The sequence below is a fragment of the Rathayibacter sp. PhB179 genome, assembly GCF_004345345.1.
Classification (GTDB): Bacteria; Actinomycetota; Actinomycetes; order Actinomycetales; family Microbacteriaceae; genus Rathayibacter; species Rathayibacter festucae.
Genome location: NZ_SLVD01000007.1, coordinates 17,912 through 31,035 on the forward strand (window position 1 = coordinate 17,912; position 13,124 = coordinate 31,035).

A 13,124-nucleotide genomic window follows, 5' to 3' on the forward strand; every position below is an offset into this window, starting at 1 on the left:
CCGCCCTATGATCGCGCCATGCCTCGCATTCCGGACAGCGTCCCCACGCCCGCGCTCGTGCTCGACGAGGCGATCCTCGACCGCAACATCGCGGCCACCGCCCGCTCGGCTCGCGATAGGGGCGTCGCGCTGCGCCCGCACGCCAAGACCCACAAGTCGATCGAGATCGCCCGGCGGCAGCTGGCGGCCGGCGCGGTCGGCCTCACCGTCGCGACCGTGTCGGAGGCCGAGGTGTTCGCGGCCGGCGGTGTCGAGGACCTCTTCATCGCCTACCCGCTCTGGCTCGACGCCGAGCGCGCGGTCCGGCTGCGCGGCGTGCTCGAGCGGGCGCGGGTCCGGGTCGGCGTCGACTCCGCGGAGTCGGCTCGCCGGCTCGCCGCGGCGATCCCCGCCGGCCTCGAGGTCGTCGTCGAGGTCGACTCCGGGCATCACCGCAGCGGAGTGCCGCCGCAGGAGGCCGGCGCGGTGGCCGCCGCCGCGGCCGAGGCCGGGCTCGACGTGGTCGGCGTCTTCACCTTCCCCGGTCACAGCTACGCCCTCGACGGCCGCCGGGCCGCGGCCCGCGACGAGGCCGCCGCGCTCAGCGCCGCCGGGGCCTCGCTAGCCGACGCCGGAGTCCCGGCCCGCGTGATCAGCGGAGGCTCGACCCCGTCCCTCGAGTTCGCCGACGCGGGCGTCCTCACCGAGCTGCGGCCGGGCGTCTCCGCCCTCGGCGACGCGCAGCAGTGGGAGATCGGCACCATCGGCCCGGAGTCGGTCGCCGTCACCGTGCTCGCGACGATCGTCGCCCGCCGCGACGACCACCTGATCGCCGACGCCGGCAGCAAGGTGCTCTCCTCCGACCGCGGCGCCGCCTCGACCGGCTTCGGCCGCCTGCTCGAGCACCCCGAGGCCCGCATCACCGTCCTCTCGGAGCACCACGCCACCATCACCGGAGTCGACCTCCCGCTCGGCACCCGGATCCGCATCGCCCCCAACCACGTCTGCGTCGCCGTCAACCTCGCCGACGACTACCGCGTCCTCCTCGCCGACGGCAGCACCGCCACCTGGCCCGTCGACGCCCGCGTCCGCAACACCTGACCCCGCTCGCGCCGAGACGTCCTCGAACGGTCGAAGCGTCCAGGTGCTGCTGGACGCCTCGACCAGTGCGGGACGCCTCACCGGCGTGCCCTCGTCCCTGCTGATCGAGCAGCGCGCGTGGCGGGCCGCCCTGCATGCTGATCGAGCAGCCCGCGCAGCGGGCGTATCGAGATCCACCAGCGCCGTACGGATGGCCTGCAGACTCGGCCTGCTGATCACGGCGGGTCTCGATACGCCGCTCCGCGGCTACTCGACCAGCATGCCTGCGGGCGTCTCTTCCCAGTGAATCCCGCGCGGCTCAGCGCCGCGGCACCCGCAGCCCGACCACCGCGGTCAGCCCGAGCAGCACGAAGGCCGACGCGAACGCCGCCGTCGGCGACGCCGCGTCCGCGAGAGCCCCCGCCAGGAGCGGCCCGACGACCCCGCCGAGGTCCGACGCCGCCTGGAAGAACGACACCGGCTTGCCGCCGCGCTCGCCCGCCGCGTCGCCCACGAGTGCGCCCGGCGCCGTCCCCATGAACGCCGCCGCCGCCCCGTACACGCAGAGCAGCGCGATCAGCAGCCACAGCTCGTGCACCAGCGGCATCGCCAGCATCGCGACGGCCGCGACGGCGAACCCGCCGATCAGCGCCGGCCGCCGCCCGACCGTGTCGACGAAGCGCCCGGCCGGCGCCAGCGCGATCGTCTGCACCACCGCCGCGATGGCGAAGGCGATGCCCGTCCAGGCCGGCTCGTCGCCCAGCCCCTCGACGACGAGCACCGGCACGAGCGTCGCCCGGACGCCCATCGCCGACCAGCCGAGCGCGAAGTTCGCCAGCACCGCGCTCTGGTACCGCCGGTCGCGCGCGACCTCGCGCATCGGCTTCGCCACGGCCGTCGCCGCCGCCTCCGCGTCGCGGTCCGGCCGCTGCAGCAGCACCAGCCCGACGATCCCGGCGATCGCGAGCGTGCCCGCGTAGAAGAAGAAGGGAGCGGTCAGCGAGATCGCCGTCAGCACGCCGCCGACGGCCGGTCCCGCCATGCCGCCGAGCAGGAACCCGCCCTGGTAGAAGCCGATCGACCGGCCGCGCCGCTCCGGATCCGCCGTCCGCAGCAGCAGCGTCATCGCCGCGACCGAGAACATCGCGGAGCCGATCCCGCCCGCCCCGCGCAGCAGCAGCAGGTGCGCGTAGTCGCCGGCCAGCCCGACGAGCGCGCTGGACACCGCCACGATCCCGATGCCGACGGCCAGCACGATGCGCTCGCCGACCCGGTCGACGAGCGGCCCGACGAACGGATTCGCGACCAGCCTCATCAGCGCGAAGGCCGACACGACCGCGCCGACCTCGACGTAGCCGACCCCGAAGCTCCGCACGTACACCGGCAGCACCGGCACGACGACCCCGAACCCCAGCATCACGAAGAACGCGACGATCCCGAGGACCTTCACGTCGCGGGGGAGCCGCGCCCCGGGTTCACGGTTCTTCCACGGAGCACGCACCCACCGACGCTACCCCGTGCCCCCGACACCGCGATCCCGGACGGACGGTACCCTCACTCGGATGAGGCGGAGAAGCAGGGCGACGGCAGTGCTCCTCGTCGCGCCCGTCCTCCTCCTCACCGGCTGCGCGCTCCCCGGGCAGACGCAGGACCCGGCCCTCTGCCCGCCCGTCGAGGAGTCGTGGAACGCCTTCGCGGCGGACCCCGCGACGGCGAACCGCGAGGCGTTCGAGGCCGCCCTCGACGCGCTCGAGTACGAGAACGCCACCTCGACGGCGGTCGACGCGGCGCGCTCGGCGAAGTCCGCACTGCAGAGCACCCTCGCCCGGAAGCCGGTGCGCAGTCCGTCCTTCTGGAACGCCCTCGACTTGATCGCCGAGGAGTGCTCCGAGGTCGGCGTCGAGCTCTCCTTCGACGGCCACGGCGAGCCGCTGCCCGCCGTCGGCTGACCCGCCCAGGAATGCCGGGCCGGGACGCGCGTTGTCCTCAGGGATGACTTCCGCAGCAGACCCGTCCACCGTCCCCACTCCCGAGCAGCGCGCCCTCGTGGTCGGCGCCACCGGCATCGGCGGCTCCGCCCTCGTCGACCTCCTCACCGAGCGCGGCTGGCCCGTGACCGCCCTCTCCCGCCGGCCGATCGCCGAGCGCCCCGGCGTCACCCCGCTCTCCGCCGACCTCCGCTCCGCCGAGGACCTCGCCCGCGTGCTCGCCGACGAGAAGCCGACCCACGTCTTCTTCACCGCCTGGTCGCGCCAGGCCACGGAGGAGGAGAACATCGCCGTCAACGGCGGCATGGTCCGCGACCTCCTCGCCGCGCTCTCGCACGCGCCGCTCCAGCACGTCGCGCTGGTCACCGGGCTCAAGCACTACCTCGGCCCGTTCGAGGCGTACGGCCAGGGCACGATGCCCGACACCCCGTTCCACGAGGAGGAGGAGCGCCTCGACGCGCCCAACTTCTACTACGCGCAGGAGGACGAGCTGTTCGCCGCCGCCGAGCGCGACGGCTTCACCTGGTCCGTGCACCGCTCGCACACGGTGATCGGCCACGCGGTCGGCAACGCGATGAACATGGGCCTCACGCTGGCCGTCGCCGCGTCGATCCACCGCGCGCAGGGCACGCCGTTCGTCTTCCCCGGCTCGCTCACCCAGTGGAACGGCCTCACCGACATGACCGACTCCACCGTCCTCGCCGAGCAGATGCTCTGGGCGTCGACGTCGGAGGCGGGCCGCGACGAGGCGTTCAACGTCGTCAACGGCGACGTCTTCCGCTGGCGCTGGATGTGGTCGCGGATCGCCGAGCATTTCGGCGTCGAGCCCGTCGGCCCCGGCGAGGAGCCGCAGCCCCTCGAGCAGCAGATGGCCGGCGCCGACGAGGTCTGGCAGCGCCTCGTCCGCGAGCACGACCTGATCGAGCCCGACCTCGAGCGCGTCGCCTCCTGGTGGCACACCGACGCGGACCTCGGCCGGCAGATCGAGGTCGTCACCGACATCAGCAAGTCGCGCCTGGCCGGCTTCGGCGTGCACCACCGCACGGTGGACTCGTTCACGGCCCTGTTCGACCGCTACCGCGCGGAGCGCCTGATCCCGTAGCCCCGTCCGGTCGCCGATCCGTCGCCCGCACGACACCCGGGCGACACCCTGCGTCCCCCCGCGCTGCCTAGCGTCACGGCATGGCGGCGGCGGAGTACGGACGGGTGGGCACCCGGTGATCGAGCGGGTGGACCCGTTCCTCGGCACCGAGGCGACCCTGCTCCCCGACGCGACCGGGCTCGCGGCGACCTGGTGGTCGCCGAAGCCGCAGATCGGCAACACGCACCCGGGCGCGACCTTCCCGCTCGGGATGGTGTCCGCCTGCTCCTACTCCGGCGCCTACCCGACCGGCTACGGCCGGTACGACCTGGCGCTCGAGGGCGTCCCGCCGACGATCCAGGACGGCCTCGTCGCCTCGGGCTTCACGCACTTCCAGCAGTCCGGCACCGGCGCGATCCGCAAGTACTACAACTACCTCCGCGTCACGCCGATGCTCGAGCCGCTCGACGAGCTCGGCCGCAGCTGGGCGATCGAGGACGAGGTCGCCGAGCCCGGCTACTACGCCGCGACCCTCTCCTCCGGCATCCGCGCCGAGCTGACCGTCGGCCCCGCCTCGGTCGTGCACCGCTACACCTTCCCCGAGCACCGCAGCGCCCGCGTGGTCGTCGACGTCTCGCTCGGCGGCCTGGCGATCCCGTCCGGAGCGACGATCCCGCTGCGCGCGCAGCTGCACTCGATCTCGCCCGGCGTCGCGGCCGGCGAGGTCGTGATGGAGGGCGCGCCGCTCGCCGTCCACCTCGAGTGCGACGCCCTGCAGTGGCGGCAGATGCTCTGGTACGACCGCCGGCTGATGCCGGGCGGCACCCGGCTCGACTTCGACCACATCCGCCCGACGACCCTGCGCCCGTTCGGGCTGATGTGGGCCGGGCCGAGCACGGCCGGCCAGACCGTCGAGCTGCGGATGGGCTTCTCCCTCCGCGGCACCGAGCGCGCCCGCGAGAACCTGCACCGCGACGTTCCGCCGACGACCGGCGGCTTCGACCAGCGCCGCGACCGCACCCGCAAGACCTGGCGGAAGCGCCTGCGCACGATCGCCGTGGACACCCCCTCGACCGAGCGCGAGACCGTCTTCGCCACGGCGCTCTACCACTCGCTGATCAAGCCCTGCCTGGCGCCGGACGAGAGCCCGTTCTGGCCGACCGACGGCCCGTTCGTCTTCGACCTCAGCACCATGTGGGACATCTACCGCACCCAGCTCCCGCTGCTCACCGCGCTCCTGCCCGAGCGCGCCGTCGAGATCGGCGCGGCGCTGCTCACCATCTGCGAGGAGGAGGGCAACTTCCCGATCGGCTACCGGATGGCCAAGGGCAGCGACCGCTTCTCCCGCCAGGGCAGCGCGCTCGCGCACACCTTCCTCGCCGACCTCTGCCGCCTCGGCCTGCCCGGCATCGACTGGGAGGCGGCCCTCGTGCACATGGGCGAGGACCTCAAGCGCACCTACGGCGAGGAGTTCCTCGCGGCGGGGGAGGCGCACCCGATCAGCCACACCCTCGACCTCGCGCACGGCTACTGGTGCACCGCGGTCGTGGCGCGGCACGTCGGGGACCACCTCCTCGCCGACCAGCTCGAGGAGCGGGCGGCCCAGTGGGTGAACGCCTACGACCTGCGCTCGGGCCTGCTCAAGGACTCCACCTACTACGAGGGCACCCGGCACAACTACTCCTTCCGCCTGCTGCACGACATGGCCGGCCGCATCGCGATCAGCGGAGGCGACGATGCCTTCGTCGCGCAGCTGGACGAGTTCTTCGGCTACGGCGCCGAGCCCGTCGTGCAGCCGGGACTGCGCCCGGACCGCGCGGAGATGCTCGCGGGCGCGGCGCTCGGCCGCTTCGAGGGGCTGAACAACGAGCCCGACATGGACGCGCCGTGGGCGTACCACTACGCCGGCCGCCCCGACCGCACGGCCGAGATCGTGCACGGCGTGCTGCACCAGCGCTTCGGCGCCGGCCGCGGCGGTCTGCCCGGCAACGACGACTCCGGCGGCCTGAGCTCCTGGTACGTCTGGGCGAGCCTCGGGCTCTTCCCGGTCGCCGGCCAGGGGCTGCTGCTGGTCAACGCGCCGGCCTTCGCGCGGGCGTCGATCGCGGTGGGCGGGGCGGACGTCGAGCTGCGCACGACCGGCTTCGTCGAGCCGGTGCCCGGCGGCCCCGTCCAGTACGTGCAGTCCGCGGAGCTGAACGGCGCACCGCTCGACGCGAGCTGGATCACCGCCGCCGAGCTGCACCGCGGCGGCGAGCTGACGCTGCACCTCGGCGCCGAGCCGGCCGGCTGGGGGAGCGCCCCCGAGCACCGCCCGCCGTCGTTCCCGCGGCACTGAGCGCCCCGCACCCCCTCCACCGCCTTCACCCCGCCCGCCTCCATCCCGCCCGCACCGATCACCCCTGAAGGAGCACCATGGACCAGAGCACGCACGCCCACACCGTGCAGAACCGACTCGTCATCGTGGTCCGCGCGGATCCGGTGATCTGCGGGCACTCGGTCGAGGCCCGCAACCTCGCCGAGACCGCCCTCGAGCGCGGCTTCGACGAGGTGCGGATCGTCACCTGGCCGATCGAGCGGCTCCAGGCCGCCGGCCTCCCGCTCAAGCCGCTCGACGCCGTCCTCCCCTACAGCGACGGCATCATCGTCGAGCGCCCGGAGCCGGTCGGCGACTACAAGGTGCCGGACGGTCGCTTCCTCGCCGGCATGGTCGGCCGCCTGGTCGAGCTGTTCACCGACGGCGTGCCCACCGTCTGCCTCTCCCTCTACCTCAGCCCGCACACCCTCGCGGTGGCGGACGCCCTGCGGGCCGCCTGGAGCACCGGACTCCCGGTCGACGTCACGACGATCGCCGAGGCGGTCGGCTCCGACGTCACGAACGTCGTCCGCCGGGCGGTCGAGGAGGGCCGCCTCGGCGCCGCCGCGCACATCTTCGCCTCGTACCTCTCGCAGGACCACTGCGTCGCGGTCTCCGAGTACACCCGCGACCTGATCGTCGAGGAGGCCGAGCGGATCGACGCGGTGCACGGCACCCGCTTCGCCGAGCAGTGCCACGCGCGCATCGAGATCTCCTACCCGGCGATCGACTCCGACGCCTACACCGGGCTCGACCCGGCCGTGGTCGACGAGGTGGTGCGCGCCCGCGGGCTCCGCACCGACGGCTACGTGCTCTTCCTCTCCCGGCTGACGGAGGCGAAGGGCGTCGAGGATCTGATCGCCGGCTACGAGCGCAGCGCCGTGCACACGGACCGGGAGCTCGTCATCGCCGGGCGCGGTCCGCAGGAGGCGGAGCTGCGGCGTCTCGCCGCCGCGTCGCCGCTGGCGCACCGCATCCGCTTCCTCGACGACGTCGGCGACGCGGAGAAGCCCTACCTGATGGCCGGCTGCTCGGCGTTCGTGCTGCCGAGCAAGCCGCGCCCGGAGTTCGTCGAGACCTTCGGCATCGCGCTCGCCGAGAAGATGCTCGCGGGCGGCGGACCCGTCATCACGACCCTGACCGGCGGCATCGGCGAAGCGGTCGGCGAGCACGCGTTCATCACCCCGGTCGACGCCCCGGACACGATCGCCGCGCTGCTCGACCACGTGGTGCTCGAGCTGACCGCCGAGGACCGGGCGCAGCGGGCCGTCGCGGCGCGCGAGTACGCCCTGCAGTTCGACCGCCGCAGGGTGTTCGACCGGATGTTCGCCCGGCTCGGGCGACCGGTGCAGGCGGGACAGGCCGCCTAGGCGCCGCCCTCAGCCGCGACGGCCAGGCGGTAGCGGACGAAGCGGAGGGTGAAGCTGTGCCGGTCGCCGCTGCCGAGGCGCTCCGCCAGCACGCGGATGCCGAGCACGGCGACGACGCGCCACCACTCGAGCTCGTCGGCGACGACGGCGGTGAACTCGTCGCCGGGCCGGACGTCACCGGGATCCGTGCCGGGGGCCTCGGCGCTGGAGCGCGGGGCGGTGGTCGTGTCGAGCATGGCGCCGACTCCTGTCGGCAGGCCTCGCGGGAGCGCTTCGGGTGCGCCGCGCACCCGGATGCCGGGCCCACGAGAGGGGGAGCTCGCTACCCGGCATCCGGTCATGCGCGCGGTCACGGGGTCGAGCCCGCCGGAACGAACCCGGACCGCACTCGAAGTGTAGGCCTGTGCCCTGGGCGTGGCGCGGAATGTCAAGCGCTTGCGAGGCAGTTCGGAGAGTCCGACAGATATCGGCGAACTCGATGCCGGCCGGTCGTTCAGAGACGGCCGGCGCCAGGCGGCGAGCGTCAGTCGGCTGACGTCAGGCGGCTGACATCAGGCGGCCGTCGTCAGGCTGCGGGCTCCGCGCGGCGCAGCGGCACCGCGGTCGCGCCGACGGGCTCGGGGACGATGCGCAGACCGGCGCCGCTGTTGGCGCGCTCCATCAGGGCCTCGATCCACTCGGGGTTGATCGTGGGCTGTCGGCTGCCCTTGAAGTCGAACTGCAGCGGGATGGTGGGGTGCATCCAGACGCCGCGGCGGCCGGTCCCGGCGTTCGGGCTGGCGTCGAGGGTGAGCAGGAAGCGCTCGTCCCGGCGGAACTTGTTGATGATGACGATCTGCAGGTGGGCCAGAGTCCGGTCGTCGACCTCGATGGCCGCCGGAGGAGTGCCGTACATGATGCTGCCCATGGTCTTCTCCCGTTCGCGCGAAGACAGGAGCCTGTCCCTGTCGCTAGAAAGACTGTCTACTAGTTTGACTAACGATGTCAAGCCGGGCCGGATGAACGGACGGTGACGCCCGGAGAGCCCGAGCACCCACGCCGAGGACGCGTGTTCCGCAGAGAACGCGGAGGGTGCGGCCGAGCCGAGCGGCTCAGGCGCGGCGTCGCTCGACGGTGAGCTCGTGGTCGGCGTCGTCCTCGAGGACGTCGCCCTGCTCGCCGGGGATCTCGACGATCTCGCGGACGGTCTGCAGGAAGCGGACCACCGCGCTCGCCTCCTCGGGGGAGAGCTGCTCGGCCGCGGCGAGCATCCGCTGGTTCATGTCGTCGAGCGTCTCGCGCACCTCGCGGTGGGAGGTGGGGGTGGCGACGATCCGGATCGCGCGCCGGTCGCTCGGGTGCGGCTGGCGCAGGACGTGGCCGCTCTTGACCAGGCGGTCGATCAGCACGGTGGTGGAGGCGGAGGAGATGCCGAGGTAGGCGGCGAGGTCCTTCGGGCTGACGTGCTGGCCGCCCTGCTGTCGGCGCATGAGGAACTGGACCGCGAGCAGATCGTTCTCGCCCATGCCCATCGATCCGCGGGTGCGACGGCGCATCGCGCTCTCGGCCGTGCGAAAGGCCCGCATCGCGCCGAGGACCTCGGCGGCCCCGGGCGCGCTCGGAACGGCCGGGTGCCGGAGGGCAGCCGGTCGAGTCAGCGCGACCTCGTCCATGCACCACAGCTTAGACAGTCATGTAGCAAGAAGATCTAGTCATGTACAACCCCGTCCTGGTGCTTGTCCTCGGCGACCCCAGACGGTACGAATGGACAAGCTAGTTAGACGAGCTAGCGAAATCAGAGGAGGAGGACGGCATGCTCGACACCGCACCGGTTCTCCCGCTCTCGGATCCCCTGCTCGGCACGACTCTGGCCGATCGCTACCTCCTCCTCGAGCGCATCGGCGAGGGCGGCAGCGCGACCGTCTTCCGGGCGCGCGATCTCCGTCTGGCGCGCTCCGTCGCCGTGAAGGTCTACCGCGAGATCGCCGACACCCCGAACGAGCGGTCGCGGCGCGAGCGCGAGGTGCGCCTCCTGATCGACTCCCGCCACTCCTCGATCGTCGAGATCCTCGACCAGGGTGAGATCGCGACGGAGGAGGGCGCGCTCGCCTTCCTCGTCCTCGAGTACTTCGATCCGGCCGACCCCGCCGCCGGCTGGTTCGCCTCGGGCGACGAGCGGCTGCTCGCCGAGGTCGGCGCTCAGCTCGCCGACGCTCTGGCGCACCTGCACGCGCGGGACGTCCTCCACCGGGACGTGAAGCCCGAGAACGTGCTGGTCCGCACGCGGTCCGTCGCCGCCGCCGGTGCTCTGCACGAGGCGAAGCTCAGCGACTTCGGCATCGCCCGGGCCGTCGACGACGCGCGGCTCACCCGCTCGGACGTCCTGGTCGGGACCGCGGCGTACCTCAGCCCCGAGAGCCTCGGCTCCGGGACGGTCGGCCCGGCGTCCGACGTCTACTCCCTCGGCCTGGTGCTGCTCGAGGCGGTCTCCGGACGTCGTGCCTACACCGGCACCACTTTGGAGATCTCGCTGCAGCGGATGCACCACGCTCCGATCGTCTCCGACTCGGTGCCCGAGCGCTGGCGCGGGCTGCTGACCGAGATGACTCGGCTCGACCCCGCCTCCCGCCCGAGCGCCGACGAGGTCGCACGCCGACTGTGGTCGGGACTGCGCGATCAGCCGCAGGCCACGCCGCTGCGCAGCGGCGTGCACGGGGCGATCGCGGCGCTCTCGGCGGTGGCGGTCGGCGTCGCCTCGACGCTCGCTCTGCTCGGTCGCCTCGGCTGACGCATCGACCCCGGTCCCGCGCCGCCCAGGTGGCGGGCAGGAGTGCTGTCGTAGTCTCCCGGTGACCGTCGACCCGCTGACCGTCGACCGACGCCGACCGTCCGCTGCTCTGGCCGCGGACCCGAACGGAGCCGATCCCATGAGCCCGCGCCGCCTCTTCCGCATCCTGTCGATCCTCGAGGCGGTGACCTGGACGCTCCTGCTCGTCGGCATGCTGCTCAAGTACGCCGTCGGAGTCGGCGACTGGCCGGTGAGCGTGGCCGGCCCGATCCACGGCTTCGCGTTCCTCGCCTACGGGGCGGCCGCGCTCGTCCTCGCGGTGAACCAGCGCTGGACCGCCGGAGCGACCCTGCTCGCGCTCGCCAGCGCCGTGGTGCCGTACGCGACGATCCCGCTGGAGCGCGGCTTCGAGCGCCGCGGGCTCCTCGAGGGCGACTGGCGCCGCGAGGCGGGCGCCGACCCGCGTGACCGGAGGCTCCCGAGCCGGCTGCTGCGCTGGGCGCTCGGCCGCCCGGTCCTCGCGGCCGCCCTGGTCCTGGCCGCCGTCGCCGCGCTCTTCGCTGCGCTGCTCGTCGTCGGCCCGCCCGGCGGCGGCGAGGCCTGACGCGCCAGATCGGATCGCCCGCGGAGCGGTCGCATCGAGATCCACCCGCGTCAGCATGCCGGCGGATGCTCGCCCGAGCATCGTGGGTCTCGATGCGCGCTGCGCGCTGCTCGACCAGCATGTGCGCACGCACGCCGGCGCACCCTGCGCGGTTCCTGCAGCACGTGCGGGCTCGCCCCGACGTCCTGCGCGCGATTCCCGCTGATCGAGTAGACCGCGCAGCGGGTGTATCGAGCGGAGGGGGCGCCTTCGGCGCCAGCGCAGGGCGGGGAAGAGACCGACGTCCTTGCGGTGGTGGGTCTCGATACGCCCCTGCGGGGCTACTCGACCAGCATGTCTGCGGGCGTCTCTTCCAAGTAGATCCCCCCACCTTCAGAACGGCGCGGGAACATCGACGAAGTGCGGCCGTGGAGGCGGGTCGGGCGGACGCCCGGGGAGTGCCGGTGGCTGGCTGCTGATCCGCCGGCCCGTCGGGCTCGTCCAGACGATCGTCCCGTCGCCGCTTGTGACGTAGGTCCACTGGTCCCCGTGCCGGATGTGGTGGTGGGACGTGCAGAGCGAGACGAGGTTCTCCAAGGACGTCTCTCCGCCGTTGCGCCATTCGAGGGTGTGGTCGGCCTCGCTGGTCGCGGCGGGGCGGGTGCAGCCGGCGAAGCGGCAGGTCTGGTCCCGCAGCTGCAGGTGCAGGCGCATCTGCGGCGGTGGGACGCGGTGGGTGCGGCCGACGGAGACGACCGCGCCGGTCTCCGGATCGGTCAGGACCCGGGTGAACGAAGGAGCCGTGCGGATCAGCTCGCGGGCGATCGGGGCGGGGACCGGTCCGTAGCCGTCGAGATCCGCGGGCGCGTCGTCCAGACCCACGGCCGTCGACGCGGCGAGTGTCAGCCGGACCTCGGCGCGGACGCCGGGGACGAAGGTCGGGTCGGGTCGGTGCTCGGCGTTCGGCGTGGTGCCGGCGATGTCGCCCTCGCAGAGCAGGTCGACAGCGGCGTCGGCGCTGAGCTGCTGGAGGGTGCGCGGGTCGCCGTCGTCGCGAAGGGTGCGGGCGATGCGGCGCAGGCGGTCGTAGGCGCCCGTCACCGCCGTTGCGGGGGCGTGGACGCAGAGGGTCGCCATGCCGTCGACGTCCGGGGTGACCCAGACGGCGCGGTCCTCCTTCGCGCGGGCGTGACGCTCGGCGAGGGGCTCCTCGTGCAGCTCTTCGCGCCAGCGGCTCAGTGTGCGACGCAGCTGGGTGGTCGTCATCGTGAGAACGGCGTCGGCAGCGCGCTCGTCGAGCGCCGCGCGGGAGGTCTCGGGGAGGCTGCTCGCGGTCCGGCAGATCGCCTCACCGGCCTCCCAGAGGATCCGCGCGTCTCTCAGCAGGGCGCGGGTGAGGGGAAGGTGCTCCATCAGCATCTGCGCGGTCTCGAGCCGTCGGCAGACCTCCCGCTCGGACACGCCGAGCGTCACCGCGAGTTCGGCACGGATCGAGCGCTCGACGAGGTCCCGGGTCTCGCTCCGGGACGCCCCGCGGGCGAACGCTTCCGGGACGGTAAGGGCGACGCGGTGGCCGCGGTGCATCCGTTCTGCCGCTTTCAGGCGCGTCGGGGATGCGGCGCGCTCGGCGGCGGCGGCGTCGGTGAAGCAGTCGCGCACCTCCGCGAGTGCTGCCGCGTTCTCATCTTCAGACATACGCGTATTGAAGCAGGAGCCACCGACTGCCCGGTCGGAACCAGGGGCTGACCGGGGACAAAGTCGTCGGAACGCGAGTGTGGAGGAGACCCGCTCCCGGATGTCTCGGCGATGGTGGGTCTCGATACGCCGCCGAAGGCGGCTACTCGACCAGCATGCACGGGCCGCCGGAGGCGGCTACTCGACCAGCATGCAAGGGCCGCCCGAGGCGGCTGCTCGACCAGC

12 protein-coding genes are annotated in these 13,124 nt (G+C 73.2%); 7 read left to right on the plus strand and 5 right to left on the minus strand.

Annotated elements, in window-relative coordinates; translation table 11 throughout:
* The first annotated feature begins 18 nt into the window (after nt 1–18).
* Nucleotides 19–1,080 (plus strand): alanine racemase, encoded by a 1,062-nt coding sequence (locus tag EDF43_RS14535; protein ID WP_132437475.1) that lies wholly within the window; start codon nt 19–21, stop codon nt 1,078–1,080.
* Between the two features lie 298 nt (nt 1,081–1,378).
* On the opposite strand, the gene EDF43_RS14540 is transcribed toward EDF43_RS14535, so the two are convergent.
* Complete coding sequence (locus EDF43_RS14540) at nt 1,379–2,560, minus strand: MFS transporter (RefSeq protein WP_243646326.1); 1,182 nt, start codon at nt 2,558–2,560, stop codon at nt 1,379–1,381.
* 88 nt (nt 2,561–2,648) lie between these two features.
* Between EDF43_RS14540 and EDF43_RS14545 the strand changes: the two genes are divergently transcribed.
* The 4 genes from EDF43_RS14545 (at nt 2,649) to EDF43_RS14560 (ending at nt 7,854) form a co-directional block, all read left to right on the plus strand.
* Nucleotides 2,649–3,008: a hypothetical protein gene (locus EDF43_RS14545; protein WP_165909129.1), complete on the plus strand. Its 360-nt coding sequence runs from the start codon at nt 2,649–2,651 to the stop codon at nt 3,006–3,008.
* A gap of 43 nt (nt 3,009–3,051) precedes the next feature.
* Nucleotides 3,052–4,149, plus strand: coding sequence for an SDR family oxidoreductase (locus tag EDF43_RS14550; protein WP_132437477.1), 1,098 nt, complete (start codon nt 3,052–3,054; stop codon nt 4,147–4,149).
* Between the two features lie 115 nt (nt 4,150–4,264).
* Nucleotides 4,265–6,466 carry a glycoside hydrolase domain-containing protein gene (locus tag EDF43_RS14555; protein ID WP_132437478.1) on the plus strand — a complete coding sequence of 734 codons (2,202 nt, stop codon included), beginning with the start codon at nt 4,265–4,267 and terminating at the stop codon, nt 6,464–6,466.
* A 77-nt stretch (nt 6,467–6,543) separates the two neighbouring features.
* Nucleotides 6,544–7,854 carry a glycosyltransferase family 4 protein gene (locus EDF43_RS14560; protein ID WP_132437479.1) on the plus strand — a complete coding sequence of 437 codons (1,311 nt, stop codon included), beginning with the start codon at nt 6,544–6,546 and terminating at the stop codon, nt 7,852–7,854.
* Here the strand turns inward: EDF43_RS14560 and EDF43_RS14565 are convergent.
* The 3 genes from EDF43_RS14565 to EDF43_RS14575 all read right to left on the minus strand — a co-directional run bounded on the left by EDF43_RS14565 (nt 7,851) and on the right by EDF43_RS14575 (nt 9,389).
* Complete coding sequence (locus EDF43_RS14565; RefSeq protein WP_132437480.1) at nt 7,851–8,090, minus strand: hypothetical protein; 240 nt, start codon at nt 8,088–8,090, stop codon at nt 7,851–7,853. The two genes, EDF43_RS14560 and EDF43_RS14565, sit on opposite strands and share 4 nt — an antisense overlap.
* 329 nt (nt 8,091–8,419) lie before the next feature.
* Complete coding sequence (locus EDF43_RS14570; protein WP_123705407.1) at nt 8,420–8,761, minus strand: ATP-dependent DNA ligase; 342 nt, start codon at nt 8,759–8,761, stop codon at nt 8,420–8,422.
* A 184-nt stretch (nt 8,762–8,945) separates the two neighbouring features.
* Nucleotides 8,946–9,389, minus strand: a complete 444-nt coding sequence (locus tag EDF43_RS14575; protein WP_243699273.1) for a MarR family transcriptional regulator — start codon at nt 9,387–9,389, stop codon at nt 8,946–8,948.
* Between the two features lie 257 nt (nt 9,390–9,646).
* Between EDF43_RS14575 and EDF43_RS14580 the strand changes: the two genes are divergently transcribed.
* Both EDF43_RS14580 and EDF43_RS14585 read left to right on the plus strand, forming a co-directional pair.
* Entirely contained in the window at nt 9,647–10,621 is a 975-nt protein-coding gene (locus tag EDF43_RS14580) for a serine/threonine-protein kinase (protein WP_132437481.1), read from the plus strand.
* Between the two features lie 139 nt (nt 10,622–10,760).
* Complete coding sequence (locus EDF43_RS14585) at nt 10,761–11,225, plus strand: DUF3817 domain-containing protein (RefSeq protein ID WP_132437482.1); 465 nt, start codon at nt 10,761–10,763, stop codon at nt 11,223–11,225.
* Between the two features lie 372 nt (nt 11,226–11,597).
* Here EDF43_RS14585 and EDF43_RS14590 read toward each other — a convergent pair whose 3' ends face one another.
* Nucleotides 11,598–12,899 carry an HNH endonuclease signature motif containing protein gene (locus tag EDF43_RS14590; protein ID WP_132437483.1) on the minus strand — a complete coding sequence of 434 codons (1,302 nt, stop codon included), beginning with the start codon at nt 12,897–12,899 and terminating at the stop codon, nt 11,598–11,600.
* Nucleotides 12,900–13,124 lie beyond the last annotated feature (225 nt).

Bases quoted from the DNA above. Each gene is read 5' to 3' on its own strand.
- EDF43_RS14580 (WP_132437481.1), top strand. From the start codon at position 9,647: ATGCTCGACACCGCACCGGTTCTCCCGCTCTCGGATCCCCTGCTCGGC.
- EDF43_RS14575 (WP_243699273.1), bottom strand. From the start codon at position 9,389: ATGCGCCGTCGCACCCGCGGATCGATGGGCATGGGCGAGAACGATCTG.
- EDF43_RS14550 (WP_132437477.1), top strand. From the start codon at position 3,052: ATGACTTCCGCAGCAGACCCGTCCACCGTCCCCACTCCCGAGCAGCGC.
- EDF43_RS14565 (WP_132437480.1), bottom strand. From the start codon at position 8,090: ATGCTCGACACGACCACCGCCCCGCGCTCCAGCGCCGAGGCCCCCGGC.
- EDF43_RS14590 (WP_132437483.1), bottom strand. From the start codon at position 12,899: ATGTCTGAAGATGAGAACGCGGCAGCACTCGCGGAGGTGCGCGACTGC.
- EDF43_RS14560 (WP_132437479.1), top strand. From the start codon at position 6,544: ATGGACCAGAGCACGCACGCCCACACCGTGCAGAACCGACTCGTCATC.
- EDF43_RS14535 (WP_132437475.1), top strand. From the start codon at position 19: ATGCCTCGCATTCCGGACAGCGTCCCCACGCCCGCGCTCGTGCTCGAC.
- EDF43_RS14585 (WP_132437482.1), top strand. From the start codon at position 10,761: ATGAGCCCGCGCCGCCTCTTCCGCATCCTGTCGATCCTCGAGGCGGTG.
- EDF43_RS14570 (WP_123705407.1), bottom strand. From the start codon at position 8,761: ATGGGCAGCATCATGTACGGCACTCCTCCGGCGGCCATCGAGGTCGAC.